The organism is Pseudochrobactrum mosebachae, from assembly GCF_048914685.1.
GTDB lineage: Bacteria > Pseudomonadota > Alphaproteobacteria > Rhizobiales > Rhizobiaceae > Pseudochrobactrum.
The window spans coordinates 2,249,991-2,268,895 of sequence record NZ_CP128408.1 but is presented as its reverse complement, the minus strand read 5'-3'; the positions used below and the strand labels follow the sequence as shown (position 1 = coordinate 2,268,895).

The following is an 18,905-nucleotide window of genomic DNA, read 5'->3' as shown; positions in this document are numbered from 1 at the left end:
GGTTAATCAGGCAAGCGCGCCTGTTTCCAGCAAAGTTTTTAGTTTACCGTCCCGGTCGAGCGCATAAAGGTCATCGCAACCGCCAACATGCACAGCACCGACAAATACCTGCGGAAATGTAGTGCCACCCGAACGGGTCATCATTTCTTCACGGTATTTTGGTTCAACCGTAGCGTTATATTCCGTATAGCCCGGCGCACGGACATCAAGCAGCTTTTTAGCACGGGTGCAGTAGCCGCAGCCATCACGGGTATAGATTTCAACATTCATAATCAGAGTCTCCAGATTCCTGCATATATATAACCATGCAAGCGCGATCATCCAAGCATATGCTAGCTAATTTATTGGTATCAAACAGCATCTATTGAATTTTTGTCTCAGATAAAACACGACTGAAGGTCAAAACATCCACATCCGTTGCTCCTGCTTTGAGCAGAACCCGGCACGCAGCCTTAACAGTAGCGCCGGTGGTATAGACATCATCAATCAATAAAACTCTGCGTCCCTGCACTTTCACCAGTGCTTTATCCGGCACATGAAATGCTCCCGCAACATTGCGCTGGCGCTCACTCCGGCTAAGCTCGGCCTGCTGGCGTGTATCTTTATGACGTATCAGCACAGCTGGCTCATAGGCTTTACCACTCAGTCTTGCCAGATTGCGCGCCAGCTCTGCCGCCTGATTATACCGCCTGCGCCACAAGCGCTTACGGTGCAGCGGCACCGGTATGATGACATCACAATCATCCAGTAATGCATGCCCGCTGCGCTGCATCCATCTTGCCATCCATGGCGCCAGATCAAGCCTATCATAATATTTAAGCGCAACACTGGCATGACGGATTGCCCCTTCATGGCGGGCAACCGAGCGCAAACGCTTAAAAACCGGCGGATCGGCAATTGCTTCACCGCAGAGAAAACCAGCGCCCAGATCATGACTGAAGGGTGTACCCATAACCGGACAGAGCGGCATCTCCAGAAAGCCGACCTCCTGCCAGCAATGCCCGCACAAAGTACCATTATCCGAGACAGGCGCATCACAACCCCAGCATAAGGGTGGAAAAATGCGTCCGGCAATGAGCTTTAAAGACAGTGATAATCCGTTGATGAAGCGATTGCGCTGCAAGCGTTTCATAGCCGTTTTCTCTTCCATACCTGCAGCATGAAAGGTCATAGTTTCCTGCGCGACCGGTAATTCCCCCATTGCATTCATCCCCGTTTGAACGCATCTACAACACCATGCCACAGGCTGTGATACTGTCCAAGACAATCATGCATAGCAATATGGCCTGTGATACCGACGCTGAAACTATACGGGATACGGAACCATGCAGGGAACGGACACCAATCCGAACGCCATTTTTGACAGTGCATTGCTGCGCCAGCGTCTGGAGCGTGCGCGCAAACGTGCTGTATATGGCGCTGATTTTTTGCTCGAGCGCTGTATTCAGGATCTCGGCGAACGGCTGACCACAGTTGAACGCAAATTTAACCGCGCTGTGATTATCAATCCCTACACACAGTCCATTGCACAATGCCTGCAAAATTCCGGCAAGACCGGCATAATCGACACTGTCGACTATCAGCCGCAGCAATCGCCCGCAAATCTGGCAACTGAATATCTGCCGCTGGAGCCGCAAAGTGCCGATCTGATCGTCTCACTATTATCACTGCATCTGACCAATGATACGCCGGGGCTGATGATGCAGATCAAACGTGCGCTCAAACCTGACGGATTGTTTTTGGGTGCTATGGCCGGTGCCGGAACCTTGGGCGAACTGCGTGAATCACTGTTGCAGGCAGAATCCGAGCTGAACTCAGGTGTCAGCCCGCGTGTTGTACCTTTTGCTGATGTGCGTGATGCGGGCGGCCTGTTGCAGCGCGCAGGTCTGGCATTACCAGTGACTGATCTGGAAAATGTAACAGTGCGTTATGATAATATGTTTGCACTGATGGCTGATATCCGCGCCATGGGCATGGCCAACAGCCTGCTTGGCCGCTCACGCAGGCCGGTCAGCCGCACGTTTTTTGTCAGAGCTGCCGAGATTTATGCCGAGCGCTTCAGCGATCCGGATGGCCGTATCCGCGCAACATTTTCTTTTATCTGGCTGTCGGGCTGGGCGCCGCATGAATCACAGCAGAAGCCATTAAAACCGGGCTCTGCCAAAGCATCTCTTGCTGATGCACTGATGGCCTCGGCCAATAAACCAAAAACCTAAAGCCGCTTCACGAATTGTGAGAAACCTCTGAGGTAAAAAATAAAAGAGCAGGTCGCATGATTAGGTTGATTGCGACCTGCTCCAGAGCGTTTTAAATTTTGCTTTAAGCGAAAAACGCCCTGTTATTACCCTCATTCGGTTTCGGATTAAAACGGGTTTAGCGCTTTATCGAAGCGGTCGACATCATGTCAACGCTGGTCGGAAACAGGGATTGTGCGGATTTTTTATTGGCTTTGTCGTTCAAAATCGGAACGATCACTAAGGCTAAAGCCAGAATTGCCGAGCCAAACAACAACACAAAGCGCATCACACCACTTTTTGCACCGGGCATAAATCTGGTTGAGGTCTTTGTATCTTCTTTGAAAAAGTCAGTCAAAAACTCAGACTGATACTGACTGCGGTCACTGCTCATTGTCATACTCCGGCCTTGTCATCCTACCATGCGGCATGACGGTGAATCAGAGATTAACAAAGCCGTTTTAAATTTCGCGTCAGTGATAAAACATGCCCTAATGATATGAAAATGGTTAATTTTTTACAACAGGTCGATCAGGAACGGGATCAGCGGCTCATCTGCCGGTGGCATAGGATAATTACGTAAATCCTGCGGTCGAACCCATTTCAATGCCTGCCCTTCCATCGAACGGGCAATACCTTCATAGCGGCGGCAAATATACAGCGGCATCAGCAGATGGAATTTCTCATAAGCATAACTGGCAAAAGTCAGCGGGGCGAGACAGGCCGGTTTGGTGATAATACCAAGCTCTTCTTCTAACTCACGGATCAGCGCCGCTTCAGGGGTTTCGCCGCTTTCAACTTTACCACCGGGAAACTCCCACAGGCCGGCAAGGTTTTTACCTTCAGGCCGCTGCGCCAAAAGAATGCGGCCATCTGCGTCAATCAATGCGCAGGCTACAACCAGAACAATCTTTTTTCCATCACTCATCAGAAAAGCCTATCTGCAATAATAAATATAATCATAAACCGGCGTAAAACCTAACGCCTGATAGAGCGCCTGTGCCGCTGCATTATCGGCCTCGACCTGTAACCACATAGTATGATCACCACGTTGTCGGGCTTCATATAGTGTCTGCAATACCAGCGCCTTTGCAAATCCGCGCCGCCTGAAATTCTCAGCAATACACAGATCAAGCAAGCCGGTAAATCCTTTATCACTCACGCAAAGCAATGTCGCAGCCGGTTCTGCACCGGCAAAACCGACAAGCATAAACTTTTGTGGCTGAATACTACGCAATAATTGTGCGAGCCCTTCAATCAGCGGTTCAGGGCGCGCATGAAATGCCGCAGAAATACGGCTATAACCGCTTTCCTGCCCGTGCCTGAAAGCCACAAGCCGTAGCGGTAAACGCGCTGGCGGCATCTTCAGCAAGCTGTGTTCACGCAGATCGCAGGCCATAACCAGCGATGCACCAAGCGCCTGATAGCCCCGCGCATGCAAGCCACCCGCAAGTGCTTTTGGAGCCAATGGTGTCAGGCGAAAAACCGGTTGCTGCCCCAGCGCAATAAAGTGTTGCTCACAGGCGGCAATCCGCATCTCCAGATCTGCATCATCAGCAGGATCAAGCAGATTAACCGAATTACCGCGTTTTGACGGATAATAAGATGTTGTCTGAACCACCCAGCTGCCTTCATGCACGACCTGAGCCGCAGGCCATGCACGAAAACCGAGTTCTTCTATCTGCCGGATGATAAGCAGATCAGCAATATTGCCATTGACAGGCATTATAACCTCAGGAGCGGTAATCGCCGTTAATGGCAACATATTCCTTGGTCAGATCACAGGTCCACACAGTGGCTGTGCCTTCGCCCATACCAAGCTCCACAGTGATGACAATGTCTTCACCCTTCATATAATCTGATGCAGCCTGCTCTGAATAAGCTGGATCGCGCTCACCATTAACCGCAACGCGGATAGGGCCGAAACTGATCGCCAGCAGATCGCGATCCGCAGGCTCGCCAGCTTTACCCACAGCCATAACCACGCGTCCCCAATTGGCATCCTCACCGGCAGCCGCAGTTTTAACCAGCGGTGAATTGGCAATGGACATGGCAATGCGCTTGGCAGAAACATCCGAAACCGCACCTTTGACAGTGATTTCGAGCATTTTACGCGCACCTTCACCATCACGCACAACCTGCAAGGCAAGGTTTTTCAGTACTTTGCGCAGTGCACGATCAAACTCCGCCAATCGCGCATCATCGCTTGATGTCACGGCAACTGCACCACGTTCAGCCGCAGTGCCGGTTGCAAACAGCATCAGCGTGTCGGATGTGGAGGTATCGCTATCCACTGTCACCGCATTAAAACTCGAATCCACAGCCTGTGAGAGCAGCCCCTGCAATATATCGGAGGCAATCGGCGCATCTGTTACAATGAATGACAGCATTGTCGCCATATCGGGGGCAATCATGCCTGCACCCTTGGCAATACCGTTAATCGTCACCGGCACGCCACCGAGCAGTGCCGTTTCTGTCGCCACTTTCGGGTAAGTATCGGTGGTCATGATGGCCTTGGCAGCCTCCAGCCAGCCATCAGCATCGGCACGGGCATTCATATCATCAAACAAATGCGAAAATTTGCCGGCATCAAGTGGTTCACCGATAACACCGGTTGAGGCGAGAAAAATTTCATGGTTCTGACAGCCCAGCGCTTCACTGGCAGCTTTGGCTGTCGCCATTGTGGTTTCACGGCCTTTTTTACCCGTAAATGCATTGGCATTACCGGAATTAACAATCACAACTTTCGCAGAAGGCTGGGTCTGGCCATGTTTCAAGCTCTCACGGCAGAAATCAACCGGAGCAGACGGGCATTTGGAGCGGGTAAAGACACCGGCAACGGCTGCAGGCTTGTCAAAAACCATCATCAATACATCGGTGCGGTTTTTATATTTGATCCCCGCCTCAGCGGTCGCCATTCGCACACCGGTAATCACCGGCATTGCAGGGTAATGTTTTGGAGCGAGCGGAGAAACAGACGCAGACATGAGTGCCTCAAAATAAATGCTGATGATTGGTCAAAAGCTGTTTCAAAGAAACATGAAACCGCTTTGGTAGATGCGGATAATAAAGAATGAATGGCCGCCAGATGCAATCACCTGCCCCGAAATTTCGGGGCAGGTGATGTATTTATCAAACAATTTTATTAGTTTGGTTATTGTGGGGCTTTTGCAGCAGCATCCTGTGCGTCTGCCGCCTCTTTCATTGCTTTGGCAACGGCTTCATCTTCGTAAGAGATTTTGGTCGCCTCACGCAGCTTTTTGATCATTTCAATGTATTTTTCACGGATAACGATCGAGCGAACCTGATCTTTAACCTGATCAAACGCCGGTGGCTGCTGCTGCCGCTTATCTTCTACCTTGATAACATGGTAGCCGAACTGGGATTTAACCGGTTCTTTGGTGTAGCCGCCAACGTCAAGTGCGAATGCAGCTTTTTCAAATTCCGGCACCATCATGCCTTCACCGAAATAGCCAAGATCACCGCCCTGAGCGGCCGAGCCGTCAGTTGAGCTTTCTTTAGCCAGATCTTCAAACTTGGCACCGCCTTCAAGCTTTTTAATAATAGCTTTGGCTTCATCTTCGGTTTTAACCAGAATATGACGGGCACGCACTTCGTTTTTCGCAGGCATTGCTGCAATTTCAGTATCATAGCGTGCACGCACTTCCGCATCGGTGATCTTGTCAACGATAGCAGTCTGGAAATACTCATTGTGCAGAGCGCGGTCTTTCAAGAACTCAAGGCGCTGCTTGAACGCTGCATCATCATCCAGCTTGTCAGCTTTAGCGGCAGCGGCCAGAACTTTAATGTCTACCAAGGCAGCCAGCGCAGCCAGACGGCGCTGATCATCCGGCAAGCGCGAGAACTGCGGATCAAGATCGCTCGATGCCTGATCAACTTCACCTTCAGTCAGCTTCACACCATTAACGGTGGCAAGCACCTTATTCGGATCGCTTTTAACAGCCGGCTTTGCAGTTGTTTCAGTCTTTGCAGCAGCATCCTGTGCATAGGCGCTGCCGACAGCAGTGCTCAGCAGCAAACCAGCGGCCAGTTGAATCAGGATTTTACGAGTACGTGTCATCAGTGAATTTCTCCTTCGGAACGAAGTACCGTCCCATGAATAAGGCAGAATTTTGCTATTTCGCCCCAACTCAAGCATTTCGCAGTCAAATGAACACATTTGTAGGTCACGATCATGCACAAATAACAATCAAAGCGGTTCCACATCACTGCTCCGCTTTAATCAGAGCAGTTTAATATATAGGCAATACGACAATTTTAGTCACAATAGATCTCCCAATTTCTTGTAAAACTCAGAGTGACCCGCTCAATGCAGCAAATATCTTTGCTTTTGCCCCAAGCATCTCTGTTGCTAAATCTGAGCATCTATTTTGCCAAATCATTGACATCGCCGCCCTCTCCTCTTATCTGTCCATCGGCTTTGCGTCCAGAGAGCTGCCAAACAGAAATTGCGCGAAATGTCTTTTCGAGTGCGTGATTTCTTGCCATAAGTCTCGCACAAACAAATAAAGCCGATGACAGCGCGCCGCATATGTGGCGACAGCCTTGGCTGAAGATTTAAGAAAGGACCAGCAATGGTCAGCTTTGGCGGTCTCGCCCGTATGATTTTCGGCTCATCCAATGAGCGCCGTATCAAGGGTCTTCGTCCTCGCGCAGAGGCAATTACTGCGCTTGAGAAAAACTATGAAGCCCTGACTGATGCCCAACTTCAGTCTAAAACTGATGAATTCCGCGCCTTACTCAAGAGCGGCAAGACACTTGATGACCTTCTGCCGGATGCATTTGCTACGGTTCGTGAAGCGGCAAAACGTGTCCTCGGTATGCGCCCCTTTGATGTGCAGCTGATCGGCGGTATCGTGCTGCATGAGCGCTCAATCGCGGAAATGCGCACTGGTGAAGGTAAAACCCTGATGGCAACCTTGCCGGTTTACCTCAATGCACTTGAAGGTAAAGGCGTGCATGTCGTTACTGTTAACGACTATCTTGCCACCCGTGATGCGCAGACAATGGGCGTGTTGTATAATTTCCTCGGTCTGAGCGTTGGCGTGATTGCGCATGGTCTGGATGATGATCAGCGCAAGGAGGCTTATGCCTGCGATATCACCTATGCGACCAATAACGAGCTCGGCTTCGACTACCTGCGCGACAACATGAAATATGAGCGCGCACAGATGGTGCAGCGCCAGCATAATTACGCGATTGTCGATGAAGTTGATTCGATTCTGATCGATGAAGCGCGTACACCGCTGATCATTTCAGGCCCCCTGGAAGATCGTTCTGAATTTTATACACTGATCGATACTTTTATTCCTCAGCTTGAAGCTGAGGATTTTGAAGTCGATGAAAAGCAGAAAACTGCGATTTTCACCGAAATCGGCACTGAAAAAATCGAAAAACTGTTGGAAGCTGCCGGTCATCTTAAAGGTGAAAGCCTTTATGACATCGAAAATGTGTCGGTGGTGCATCACCTCAACAATGCTTTGCGCGCTCACAAGCTGTTCCAGCTCGATAAAGATTATATCGTTCGTAACGACGAACTGGTGATTATCGACGAATTTACCGGCCGTATGATGCCGGGTCGACGTTATTCGGAAGGTCTGCATCAGGCGCTGGAAGCCAAAGAACATGTGACAATCCAGCCTGAAAATCAGACACTGGCATCCATCACCTTTCAGAACTATTTCCGCATGTATACCAAGCTTGCCGGTATGACCGGTACAGCTGCAACAGAAGCAGAAGAGTTCGGCAATATTTACGGCCTCGAAGTTGCAATCATCCCGACCAATATGCCGATTGCACGTATTGATTCCGACGATGAAGTCTACCGTACGGTTGACGAAAAATATAAAGCCATTATCCGCGATATCCGCGAAGCACATGATAAAGATCAGCCGGTTCTTGTTGGTACAACCTCGATTGAAAAATCGGAACTTCTGGCAGAGCGCCTGAAAAGCGACGGCGTAAAAAACATTCAGGTTTTGAATGCCCGTTATCATGAGCAGGAAGCCTATATCGTTTCTCAGGCCGGTGTGCCGGGTGCTATCACCATTGCAACCAATATGGCCGGCCGCGGTACCGATATTCAGCTCGGCGGCAATCTGGAAATGCGTATCAAGGTCGAGCTGGCAGATGTGCCGGAAGGCCCGGAACGCGATGCTAAAATTATCGAGCTGAAAGCCGATATTGCCCGCAACAAAGAAAAAGCACTGGCAGCCGGTGGCCTTTACGTTCTGGCCACAGAGCGCCATGAAAGCCGTCGTATTGACAATCAGCTCCGCGGTCGTTCAGGCCGTCAGGGGGATCCGGGCAAATCCAAGTTCTTCCTGTCATTGCAAGATGATCTGATGCGTATTTTCGGCTCGGACCGTATGGACAATATGCTGCAAAAGCTTGGTCTGAAAGAAGACGAAGCCATTGTGCATCCGTGGATCAATAAGGCGCTGGAAAAGGCTCAGAAAAAGGTTGAAGCCCGTAACTTTGAAATCCGCAAAAACCTGCTCAAATACGACGATGTGATGAATGATCAGCGTAAGGTGATCTTTGAACAACGTCTGGAAATGATGGATGCCGAAGATTTGACGGATGCCATCAATGAAATGCGCCATGAAGTGATTGAGGATCTGGTTCGCAGTCATATTCCTGAAAACGCTTATGCAGAACAGTGGAAGACCGCTGAACTCAAAGAAGAAGTGCTAAAAGTTCTGAATTTGGACTTGCCGATTGAAGAATGGGCAGCAGAAGAAGGCATTGCCGAAGAGCAAATTGAAGAACGCGTCAAAGAAGCTGCCGATAAGGTTGCACAAGAACGTGCTGAGCGCTTCGGCCCGCAGATAATGACATATGTGCAGAAATCTGTTGTCCTGCAATCGCTTGACAATCTGTGGCGTGAGCATCTGGTCAATCTTGATCATCTGCGTTCAGTTGTCGGTTTCCGTGGCTATGCGCAGCGTGATCCGCTCAATGAGTATAAGACTGAAGGCTTTGAACTGTTTCAGGCTATGCTGACCAATCTTCGTGAGGTTGTGACATCTCAGATGATGCGCGTTGAAATCATGCGCGATGAACCGCAAACCGAATTACCGGAACTGCCTGAAATGCAGGGCCACCATATTGATGGCAGCACCGGCGAAGATGATTTTGGTGAAGGTGCCCAGCTGGTTGACAATGACCGTTTTGTTGCCCCAGAGAACCGTGATCCGAATAATCCGGCAACATGGGGGCGTGTTGCCCGCAATGAAGCCTGCCCTTGCGGCTCGGGCAAACGATATAAACATTGCCACGGTTCTTTTGCCTGATCAGTCAAGCTAGGGTATTTCACTATCAAGTTGAATCGACTTGATAGGTATGAAAATGCGAGAAGCCTAAAATCTAGAGCGAGCGCTGCGATCTAATCCGATTGTTACCCGCTCTAGTCAATATCAACACCGCCTGAAAAATACAGGCGGTGTTTTTTATTGCCTGTTCATCTGTAATTCTATCAGCTGACTTATAAACTTATCTGTGTCAGAACAATTATTTGTAAGTTGTATGTAGTTGCGAGGACATTTTGCCCGCCGGATTTGAAATCACATCATTTTGTGAACGTCTGCTGCCGAGACAGCTGACGGAACGCTTGCGGCCGTATTTGCAACGGGCAGACAATATGTTCTCAACGGATGATGAGCAGGGCAAAGCCAAGCGCTCATCTATCAAGGCGTTTAGCGTCCGCATTGCCGGTGCGGCATTGGCTCTGCTTACTCAGGTCGCACTCGCACGTTTAATGGGCAGCTTTGAATTCGGTATTTATGTGCTGGTCTGGACCATCACGCTCATTCTCAGTGATCTGGCCTGTTTCGGCTTCCACACCACCATTATCCGCTATGTACCGCAATATTTGCAGCAACATAAAGCCAATTCTGCGCGGGGAATTTTGCGCGCCGGTTCGATCTTTACCTTGATCAGTGCCGTCATAGTCACCCTGATCAGCATGCTGTTGCTCTCGCGTTTTGCTCATAGTTTTGAAGCCTATTACTGGGCACCTTTTATTATCAGCTTGTGCTGCATTCCCGCTATGGCACTCAGCAATATTCTTGATGGTACAGCACGATCTCAAGGCTGGATATTGGCAGCCCTCAGCCCCGGATATATTATCCGTCCGCTGGTGATGTTGAGCGTATTTTTTATCTTGCTGTTAGCAGGCTTTGAACCACAAGCCACAACAGCGCTGCTCGCGGCATTTGCCGGCACCGCAATCACCTTTATCGGACAGCAGTTTGTTTTGCGCCGGCGGCTGCGAAAAATATTACCTGCCGGTACAAAAAATTATCACATGCAGGAGTGGCTGAAGGTTTCGCTGCCGATTTTTCTGATTGAAGGTTTCTTTTTTCTGGTGATCAATATTGATGTTCTGATGGTTGGACATCTGATGGATCCCGACAGTGTGGCAATGTATTTTGCTGTAACCAAAATACTGGCGCTGGCGCATTTTGTATATTTTGCAGTTAAATCCAGCGTTGCACAGCGTTACTCCCAATTATTGCATAGTGATGATACGCAGGCATTTCAGAGCTTTGCGCGCAATACTGCACGCTGGACTTTCTGGCCCACAGTGCTGCTGGCAATGCTGCTGCTGCTTATTGGCTGGCCATTGCTGGCACTCTTCGGCGGTGGTTTTACCGCCGGCTATCCATTGCTGTTCATTATGATCCTTGGCGTGATTGCGCGTGCCAGTGTGGGGCCATGCGAGAGCCTGCTTGCAATGTCCGGCAACCAGAATATCTGCGCGCTGCTTTATGCACTAACCCTGATTATCAACATCGGGCTCAACCTGGCTTTAATTCCGCTTTTAGGCTTGAGTGGCGCTGCCATTGCCACCACTATCGCCATGATCGCCGAAGCAGCAACGCTCTCCTATGCGGTTCGCACACGTTTGGGTGTCAGCATGTTCGTCTTTACCGCGCGCAAACAACTGGCAGGATAATAAAATATGCTGCATATTTACCGAAGAGCTGAAGCCTTAGAGCGCTTGAATAGCTTGAAAATAGCGCAGCCTGCCGAAGATAATATTTTCAATCATCCGGCTTTTTTGCAACCTGCACTGCAATATTTTGGTAACTCAACTTGCGGCTTAATAAGCATTGAAAACCAGCAGACCAAGTTTCTGATGCCGTTTCAGGTGGCAAGAGCGGGCCTAGGCTTTGTAAAAACCATCTATGGCTGGAGCAATATTTACAGCACACAAGGCACCCCGCTGATTGCTGAACATACAGTGTCCGAAACACTTACACGTTTGCTAAATGGCCTTGCGCAGCCACAGAACAAATTACCGGATACGCTATTATTGCCGGATATAAATCTTGATGGTGCATTTGCCAAAGCACTACTGGCATATGCAAATCAGCACAATTTGCCACTGCAACTGATTCGTCAAGAAGTGCGCCCTGTCCTTTTATCCGGTGGGGAGAACGAACTTTATGTGCCCCCCGAACTTTATCTCACCAATGCAATCGGTAAAAACCACCACAGGGATTATCGCCGCCTATGGCGGCGGTTAAGTGAAACCGGTACGCTTGAATATCAAATAGCAACGGATAAAATCGCTATTCTCAAAGCTTTAGAGGCTTTCTTGAAACTGGAAGCATCTGGCTGGAAAGGGAAACGCGGCACCGCATTTTTAAACAAGCCGCAGCATACCGATTTTATCCGCATAGCCGTTAGTAATCTGGTAGAACAAGAGCAGGTAAATATCCACTCATTGGCGCTTAATGGTAAGACCATCGCCAGCCTGATCATTTTTACAGCCGGAGATCAGGCATGGACGTGGAAAACTGCCTATGATGAAACCTTGAGGGCTTTTTCACCCGGCGTTTTGCTGATGATCGAATTTTTAAAAAACCAGCTCGGTAAGCCTGAAATAAGAATAACCGATTCTTGCGCTATTCCTGATCACCCAGTGATGTCACGGCTGTTTCATCAGCGCCAAAGCTTTGGTACCATCATTTTAGGCCTTACAGATCAGAGCCAACAATCCGTACATAAGATAAGCAGTCAGCTACAGCGCTATGACCGGCTGCGTAATACGATACGCAGCCTTAAGGCTCGCTTAAAAGCACAATGAAATTCACCCGTTTTAGTCGCTAACCGGTGGAACAACTGCCCATTTTTGCTTGGTAAAGCGGTTGATATAGGCACCCCAAAGCGCCGTTTTCAAACGCTGAAACGGGCGCTTTGTTTCCCGTATAATCCGACGCCAGACCGGTGGGCGCTGATATTCTGAACTCCGGTCTGCTCCCAGAGTACTGGCAAGCCCAGCCTGACCGCAAATTGCCGGGCTAACCTGATAAATTACCAACTCATTGAAGAATCCGCAGGCCGGCGTGAAGAAAAAATGATCGACAGGTGCGGCAGCATCATTCATACGGGTAAGAAGATCTTTAGCGCAACGTCGCGAAATGATGTAGCCCGCTGACAGGATATGCTGGCTGCGCAACCTTGCAACACTATAGCGTTCGCCTACAAGGACCTCAGTCTCATCCATCAGAACTTTACGCTCATGCGTTTCTAGTTTTATCACATCAGCATTTGCAGGAACCCAGACGTCAGAAATAAAGAACCTGTGCGCATCCTTGGAGAGTCTGACATCATCCTCAAAAACCGCGGCAAACTTGTCTGTGCCCCGCGCAATCAGTTCCAAACACTTGCGATGGCTGAGAAAACACCCGATTTCAGTTCTGTTTAAGGGCTGCTTCCAACCGGGATTTGTCTTGATACCCGCCACTTCAGCATTACTAAGAAGCTTGCCTTCCACGGCGGTTACCCGTTCAAAATTGATATTCGCTTTTGCAAATTCCGCTTTCATACGCAAAAGACGATCCGGCGAACGATCCAGATTAATAAGATAAGCTTTCACTATAGTTTCCCTTGAAACAAGATCATTTTACGGAAGTAAATTTGCAGGGAGAGGCGTATCAGATCATTGCACTATCATGACCTGAGAAATTATCCCCGTTAAAATGGCAGCATCAAGACCACGACAAGCGCAGCAATAACTGCGAATGTGACAATGCCCAGCACTGTGTCTGTCATAGCGCATCTGCGATAAAATAAAACGATGAAGCACTCAATGTTACAAAGCCCCCCGGCGACATTTATCGTCACTGCATAACGCGGGCAAATAAGATTTACAATTGTGCATAGCCAAAGAAATGACCTGTAAAGGCTAAACCCTGTGCAATAATTTTAGAATGCTATTTCAGTGGTTGACATCATATTCTCGTTTCATTAGATAAAATACAGTCCCATTAAAAGGGACGCATATTGGGGAATATGAAAAAGGCTGCCGTAAGTATTATATAAAATACGACTGCACGCCATCAACAACCGGATACGAGATTACGGCGATTAATCCAATTAATCATCTGTTTTCTGTGTCCTTGGAGGAGGAATTATGATGCGCGCTTCTCAGTTCTTAGCGTCTACATCACTTGCATTATCATTAGCATTTTCCAGCTTTTCCTATACGTCTGCTTATGCGGCAGACCCGTCAATCTGCGTTAATCAATATGTCAGCGCAACCGTTATTACCGACATACTGAATGGCCTCAAAGAAGGTCTGAAAGAAAAGAATATTTCCACCGACGGCATGTCGGTACAGAATCCTGAAGCCGATGCTGCCACTCAGCAAACACTGGCGCAAGGCTTCATCAATGGCAATTGTGATGTCATTGTTGCGATTTCCACACCGGGTGCACAGATTTTCCGCCGCCTGACCTCTGATATTCCAGTCATTTTTGTGGGCTCCTCCACCCCAGTTGAAGCAGGTCTGGTTGAATCCTTTGAAAAGCCCGGCACCAACTTCACCGGCGTTGCCGACCCTGCACCGATTGAAGCCGACATCGATGCCATGCGTGAAGTTTTGCCAGCTATCAAAGCCATTGGGCTTGTTTATAAGGCTGGTGATCCTGCCGGTGATTTTCTTGCCAAACGTTCTAAAGAGCACATAGAAAAGCTGGGACTGAAGGTCGTTGAGGCGACAATTGCCAATGCCGGCGAAACCACACAAGCAACACAAGCACTGGTTGGCAAAGTGGATGCGATCCACCTGCCGGGCGATTCTACCACGATGAGCGGTATTGCCGGCGTCCTGCGTGTTGCTAATGATTCCAAAATTCCGGTTTTCGGCTCTCTTAGTGAGGCCGTAAGTAAAGGCTCTGTGCTTTCAGCAGCCTATAGTTACACAGAAGTCGGCAAGCTGGCTTCTGATCTGGTTGCCAAGGTTCTTTCAGGCATAAAACCTGCGGATATTCCGGTGGTTGTGCCTGATGCAAGTAACTTTGAAATCAATCTGACACAGGCAAAGAAGCTCGGTCTGGATATTCCGGAAGACTTGTTACGCCGCGCCACCCGCACTTATTAATAATCGGAGACAGCGCCATGAGCATTCTGCTTATTGGTGCGCAAGTTGGGCTGATTTACGGCCCGCTTGCGCTCGGGATTTATTTTGCTCTCAACGTGATGAGCTTACCAGATCTTACACTTGAAGGTTCTTTTGGCATCGGTGGTGCCAGCACAGCCGTTATGCTGGTTGCAGGTTTTGATCCAGCAACAGCCCTGCTGGTTGGCATAATGGCCGGTAGCTCTGCCGGCCTGATCACCGGCCTGCTGCATGTTCGCCTGCGTATGAATGTGTTGCTGGCAGGTATTTTGATGACCACCGCCGCGTGGTCTATCAGCCTCGCGATCATGGGTGCCGGTAATATTTCACTCTTGAATGAACCGACAATCTTCTCGTGGGTAGAACATTTTGGTTTCAACGCCCAATGGTCAGCTATTATCGTTGGCGCTGCCTTCTCCGTTTTATTAGGTCTGTTGATGATCTGGTTCCTGAGCACCAATTATGGCTTGTCCATGCGTGCTTCCGGCCTCAACATTCAAACAGCCAGAGCTATGGGCATCCGCACCGAAGCCCGCCAGATTATAGGCCTGATCATAGCCAATGGTCTGGCAGCTCTCTCTGGTGGCCTCGTGGTACAAAGTCAGGGCTTTATGGATGTCTCCATTCAGACCGGCGTGATCGTGGTCGGCCTTGCCGCCCTGATGATCGGCATGAGCGTTTTCAAAACCTCACGCATTATTCCATCCGTTATCGGCGTCATCGTCGGCATTCTGGTCTACCGCATTGTCGTAACATTAGCACTCAAACTTGGTTTGCCGCCTTATTACGTCAAGCTGGTAACGGCTGTGGTTGTCTTCGCTATCGTCGCATTGCGCAGCCATGGCTTTAGCCTGTTTGCCCTGCCCGGCACCGAAGCCGCTAAGAAAAACGCCCGCGAACGCCTCGAATATCTGGAGAATGACCGTGTCGTTAATATCACTTAAAACTGCCATGCCGGCATTGCAGGTCAAGGATTGCGTCAAGCGTTTCAAAGGATTTGGCCGTGACGATATTGTGGTTGCTGCCAACCACATCAACCTGACGATTGAGCCTAAAACCATCGTTGCACTTGTTGGCTCCAATGGTTCAGGCAAATCCACCTTACTTTCAATGGTGGCCGGTAATTTGCAGCCTGATTCCGGCACCATTCTGGTCGGCGGACAGGATGTGACCAACCTGCCATCGTGGAAACGCACTGAAAGAGTTGCGATTGTTCGGCAGAACCCTGAGCATAATGTGTTTTCCGCACTCACCATTGCCGAGAATTTTGCGCTGTCCAATGCCGGTAAAAGCCGCAGTTTCAATCTTAAACCTGCAGCCAGCAAAGATGTACGAGAAATCGCTTTCCACTCATTGAAGCAGTTTGAAATGGGTTTGGAAAACCGCCTCGACAGCCTTGCGGGCACCCTGTCCGGCGGGCAGCGTCAGGCAGTCTCTGTGGCTATGGCAACGGCACGTGATCCGGAGCTTTTGCTGCTGGATGAGCATGTTTCAGCCCTTGATCCGACCCGCGCACGCGTGGTGATGGAGCAGACAGAAGCGATTGCCCGCCGCCAGGGCATCGCAACACTGATGATCACCCATGATATGGGGCACGCAATTAAGCATTCTGACCGGCTCATTCTGATGCATCGCGGCAATATCGCGATGGATTTGAACAGCGATGAAAAAGCAGGCCTGACTATTCCTGCACTGCTTGCCAGATTTGAAAAACTGACCGGCGAGAGTTTACCGGACAGCGCTGTGCTGGCCTCTAATTAAGGAAAGTCGGCGCTGTGCTGGCCTCAATCTAAAAATCAGCGCTGTGCTGGCTTGTAATTGAAGAAGTCAGTGGTGCTGCACTCGAGAGACTATAAATCAGCGCTACGCTGATAATGAACGAATTGAAGACAAGGATAATGGCGATGATAGTTGATTTTGCACTTCCGGAGCTTGGTAAAGAAGTACCAAACGCAACCATTATTACATGGTGCAAATCGGTCGGAGACATGGTCGCTCAGGATGATGTGTTGCTCGAAGTGATGAGCGAAAAGGTCAATATTGAAGTGACCAGCGATATTGAAGGCAAGCTCGTAGAAATCCTCGTGCCGGCAGATGATGAAATCGCACCCGGCACCATCATTGCCCGTATAGAAACAGCCGGCTAAGGCAGCCAGCGTCTGCGCAAAGATGTGCTCTTAACAAGCATCCGCGCATCACTGGCTGGCCTTTGCAGCTTCTGTCCCGTCGGACATTAAGCAGCGATACCCGGGAGGAGATATAGTTGTGACATCAGAAGATAATTTATTGAAATCGCTTTTTCATCTCGTGGTCAAAGGCCGCGAGCTTGAAGAAGCGCTGACAAAACTGCCGGGCTTTCACCCGGGCGTGGGTGAAGAAGCGGTTGTGGTCGGAGCATTCTTTGGTCTTGGCGACCATGATTATATTGCCCCCCATTATCGTGGTTCGCTGCTGGCAGCCCATATGCGCGGCGCTGATATTCGCCGCCTTGTCGCCGGTGTTCTGGGTAAGACAACCTCCTATTCGCGGGGGCGCGTGCGTGGCGATATCTGCCTGCCGTTAAAATACAAAACACTCGGCATGTTCTCGGGCGTGCTTGGCAATCCGATGAATATTGCCACCGGCCTTGGTCTTTCAACAAAAATGCAAGGCAAAAACGGAGTGGTTGTCACCAGCTTTGGTGAAGGCACCAGCAATCTCGGTGCCTTTCATGAAAGCATCAATCTGGCCGCCTGCCTGTCTTTGCCGGTGATCTATGTCTGCCATAATAACGGCTATGCGATGTCGACCCGCACAGAATATTCTGTGAAAGGCAGCTCCGTTGCCAATCGTGCATTGGGCTACGGAATTCCGGGCATTCAGGTTGATGGTAATGATGTCATTGCTATGTATGACGCGGTGCAAGAGGCGGTGAGCCGCGCCCGCGCCGGCAATGGCCCAACCCTGATTGATGCCCTCACCTATCGCATCAGCGGCCATTACAGTGCCGATACCAATTTTTACCAGCCTGCTGAAGAAAGACAGGCATGGCTTGATAAAGATCCACTCAAGCGCCTCAAAGAAAAGCTGCTCGCAACCGGTGTGATGAGTGCCAGCCAGATTGAAGAAACCGAACTGAGCATTCGTGAAGAAATCGCCACCGCCATCAGCGATGCGCAGAATGATCCGGATGCAGGGCTGGAAGCATTAGGGCCTGAAGATCTTTATGCCGGCGATAATGTATTGGAGTTGGCGAAATGAAAAATCAGACTTTTCAGGAAGCTGTAGTCGCAGCCATTGCAGAAGAAATGGAACGTGACCCGAATGTATTTCATTTAGGTCAGGATATCGGCCCCACCTATAATGGTGCCATGCATTCAGCCAAAGGCCTTGGTGAACTCTTCGGTCCGGATCGTATTATTGAAACGCCGATCAGTGAAGGCGCAATGGTCGGTGCCGGTATTGGTGCAGCCATTGGCGGCATGCGCCCGATCGTTCAGATCATGTTCGCAGAGTTTTTAGGCCTCGGCATTACGCCGCTTGCCTGTGATGCCGCAGCCATGTGGTATAAATCGGACGGCCAGACCTGTGTGCCGCTGGTTATTCGGGCACTGTTTGGTGCCGGTCCGCATCGTGGCCATTCTGAAGATTATCAGGCATGGGTTACCAGTGTGCCGGGCATTAAAGTTGTGATGCCTTCCTGCCCTTATGATGCAAAAGGCCTGATGAAGGCTGCTATCCGCGATAATAATCCGGTGGTGTTCTATGAGCATATGGGCATTTATCACGGTTCACGCCAGCAAATTCCGGATGAAGATTATGTCATCCCGCTCGGCGTTGCAGACATTAAACGCCAAGGCAGTGATGTAACTCTTGTGGCCACCGGCCTGATGGTACAGCAATCTTTGAAAGCTGCCGAACAGCTGGAAAAAGACGGCATTTCCGTAGAGGTTATTGACCCGCGCACCATCGTTCCAATGGATTATGACACGGTTCTTGCCTCGGTCGCTAAAACCCGCCGTCTGGTTATCGTTTCAGAAACCTGGAAAACCGGCGACCCGCTTTCAGCGCTCACAGCAACTGTGGCGGAAGAACTGGGCAAACACGGCGCATTGAATATTGCACGCGCTGGCTTGCAGGAAACCCCTCGTCCCTTTGCCATACCTTTAACCAGAGCATCCATGCCAAGTGTGCAGTCGATCAGCGACGCCGTGCGCTCCGTGATGCCAGCTGCAAAAAACTAAGAACGGTGTGAAAAA

Annotated in this window: 18 protein-coding genes; 10 read left to right on the top strand and 8 right to left on the bottom strand. The window is 49.8% G+C overall.

What is annotated here, in order from left to right; translation table 11 throughout:
* Positions 1–6: 6 nt before the first annotated feature.
* Together grxC and MP213Fo_RS10400 are read right to left on the bottom strand one after the other, a co-directional pair.
* The gene (gene grxC, locus MP213Fo_RS10405; RefSeq protein WP_421091102.1) at positions 7–273 is read right to left on the bottom strand and encodes a glutaredoxin 3; all 267 of its coding nucleotides are present in this window, start codon (positions 271–273) and stop codon (positions 7–9) included.
* Positions 274–361: 88 nt separating this feature from the next.
* A complete protein-coding gene (locus tag MP213Fo_RS10400) occupies positions 362–1,132 on the bottom strand; it encodes a double zinc ribbon domain-containing protein (protein ID WP_421091101.1) in 771 nt (256 codons plus the stop codon).
* Positions 1,133–1,325: 193 nt separating this feature from the next.
* Here MP213Fo_RS10400 and MP213Fo_RS10395 point away from each other — a divergent pair, with 193 nt between their 5' ends.
* On the top strand, positions 1,326–2,216 hold the full coding sequence (locus MP213Fo_RS10395) for a methyltransferase domain-containing protein (protein WP_421088955.1): 891 nt from the start codon (positions 1,326–1,328) through the stop codon (positions 2,214–2,216).
* A gap of 157 nt (positions 2,217–2,373) precedes the next feature.
* Here the strand turns inward: MP213Fo_RS10395 and MP213Fo_RS10390 are convergent, their stop codons facing one another.
* From MP213Fo_RS10390 to MP213Fo_RS10370, 5 genes are all read right to left on the bottom strand, one after another.
* Positions 2,374–2,628 (bottom strand): hypothetical protein, encoded by a 255-nt coding sequence (locus tag MP213Fo_RS10390; protein WP_421088954.1) that lies wholly within the window; start codon positions 2,626–2,628, stop codon positions 2,374–2,376.
* Between the two features lie 123 nt (positions 2,629–2,751).
* Positions 2,752–3,162 (bottom strand): (deoxy)nucleoside triphosphate pyrophosphohydrolase, encoded by a 411-nt coding sequence (locus MP213Fo_RS10385; RefSeq protein ID WP_421088953.1) that lies wholly within the window; start codon positions 3,160–3,162, stop codon positions 2,752–2,754.
* A gap of 9 nt (positions 3,163–3,171) precedes the next feature.
* Positions 3,172–3,960 carry a GNAT family N-acetyltransferase gene (locus MP213Fo_RS10380; protein WP_421088952.1) on the bottom strand — a complete coding sequence of 263 codons (789 nt, stop codon included), beginning with the start codon at positions 3,958–3,960 and terminating at the stop codon, positions 3,172–3,174.
* A gap of 7 nt (positions 3,961–3,967) precedes the next feature.
* On the bottom strand, positions 3,968–5,221 hold the full coding sequence (gene argJ, locus MP213Fo_RS10375; protein ID WP_421088951.1) for a bifunctional glutamate N-acetyltransferase/amino-acid acetyltransferase ArgJ: 1,254 nt from the start codon (positions 5,219–5,221) through the stop codon (positions 3,968–3,970).
* Between the two features lie 167 nt (positions 5,222–5,388).
* Positions 5,389–6,315, bottom strand: coding sequence for a peptidylprolyl isomerase (locus MP213Fo_RS10370; protein ID WP_421088950.1), 927 nt, complete (start codon positions 6,313–6,315; stop codon positions 5,389–5,391).
* A 514-nt stretch (positions 6,316–6,829) separates the two neighbouring features.
* Here MP213Fo_RS10370 and secA point away from each other — a divergent pair.
* From secA to MP213Fo_RS10355, 3 genes are all read left to right on the top strand, one after another.
* Positions 6,830–9,550 (top strand): preprotein translocase subunit SecA, encoded by a 2,721-nt coding sequence (gene secA, locus MP213Fo_RS10365; RefSeq protein ID WP_421088949.1) that lies wholly within the window; start codon positions 6,830–6,832, stop codon positions 9,548–9,550.
* 347 nt (positions 9,551–9,897) lie between these two features.
* Positions 9,898–11,214 carry a lipopolysaccharide biosynthesis protein gene (locus tag MP213Fo_RS10360; RefSeq protein WP_421088948.1) on the top strand — a complete coding sequence of 439 codons (1,317 nt, stop codon included), beginning with the start codon at positions 9,898–9,900 and terminating at the stop codon, positions 11,212–11,214.
* Positions 11,215–11,220: 6 nt separating this feature from the next.
* The gene (locus MP213Fo_RS10355) at positions 11,221–12,351 is read left to right on the top strand and encodes a GNAT family N-acetyltransferase (RefSeq protein WP_421088947.1); all 1,131 of its coding nucleotides are present in this window, start codon (positions 11,221–11,223) and stop codon (positions 12,349–12,351) included.
* Positions 12,352–12,363: 12 nt separating this feature from the next.
* On the opposite strand, the gene MP213Fo_RS10350 is transcribed toward MP213Fo_RS10355, so the two are convergent.
* The gene (locus tag MP213Fo_RS10350; RefSeq protein WP_421088946.1) at positions 12,364–13,143 is read right to left on the bottom strand and encodes a glycosyltransferase family 25 protein; all 780 of its coding nucleotides are present in this window, start codon (positions 13,141–13,143) and stop codon (positions 12,364–12,366) included.
* Positions 13,144–13,680: 537 nt separating this feature from the next.
* Between MP213Fo_RS10350 and MP213Fo_RS10345 the strand changes: the two genes are divergently transcribed.
* The 6 genes from MP213Fo_RS10345 (at position 13,681) to MP213Fo_RS10320 (ending at position 18,890) form a co-directional block, all read left to right on the top strand.
* Positions 13,681–14,649 (top strand): ABC transporter substrate-binding protein, encoded by a 969-nt coding sequence (locus tag MP213Fo_RS10345; protein ID WP_421088945.1) that lies wholly within the window; start codon positions 13,681–13,683, stop codon positions 14,647–14,649.
* Positions 14,650–14,666: 17 nt separating this feature from the next.
* Positions 14,667–15,611: an ABC transporter permease gene (locus MP213Fo_RS10340; protein WP_421088944.1), complete on the top strand. Its 945-nt coding sequence runs from the start codon at positions 14,667–14,669 to the stop codon at positions 15,609–15,611.
* Positions 15,592–16,428, top strand: a complete 837-nt coding sequence (locus tag MP213Fo_RS10335; protein WP_421088943.1) for an ABC transporter ATP-binding protein — start codon at positions 15,592–15,594, stop codon at positions 16,426–16,428. Before MP213Fo_RS10340 ends, MP213Fo_RS10335 begins: the two co-directional genes overlap by 20 nt.
* 143 nt (positions 16,429–16,571) lie before the next feature.
* Positions 16,572–16,814 carry a biotin/lipoyl-containing protein gene (locus MP213Fo_RS10330; protein WP_421088942.1) on the top strand — a complete coding sequence of 81 codons (243 nt, stop codon included), beginning with the start codon at positions 16,572–16,574 and terminating at the stop codon, positions 16,812–16,814.
* 118 nt (positions 16,815–16,932) lie between these two features.
* Positions 16,933–17,907, top strand: coding sequence for a thiamine pyrophosphate-dependent dehydrogenase E1 component subunit alpha (locus MP213Fo_RS10325; protein ID WP_421088941.1), 975 nt, complete (start codon positions 16,933–16,935; stop codon positions 17,905–17,907).
* The gene (locus tag MP213Fo_RS10320; protein ID WP_421088940.1) at positions 17,904–18,890 is read left to right on the top strand and encodes an alpha-ketoacid dehydrogenase subunit beta; all 987 of its coding nucleotides are present in this window, start codon (positions 17,904–17,906) and stop codon (positions 18,888–18,890) included. Before MP213Fo_RS10325 ends, MP213Fo_RS10320 begins: the two co-directional genes overlap by 4 nt.
* Positions 18,891–18,905: the final 15 nt, after the last annotated feature.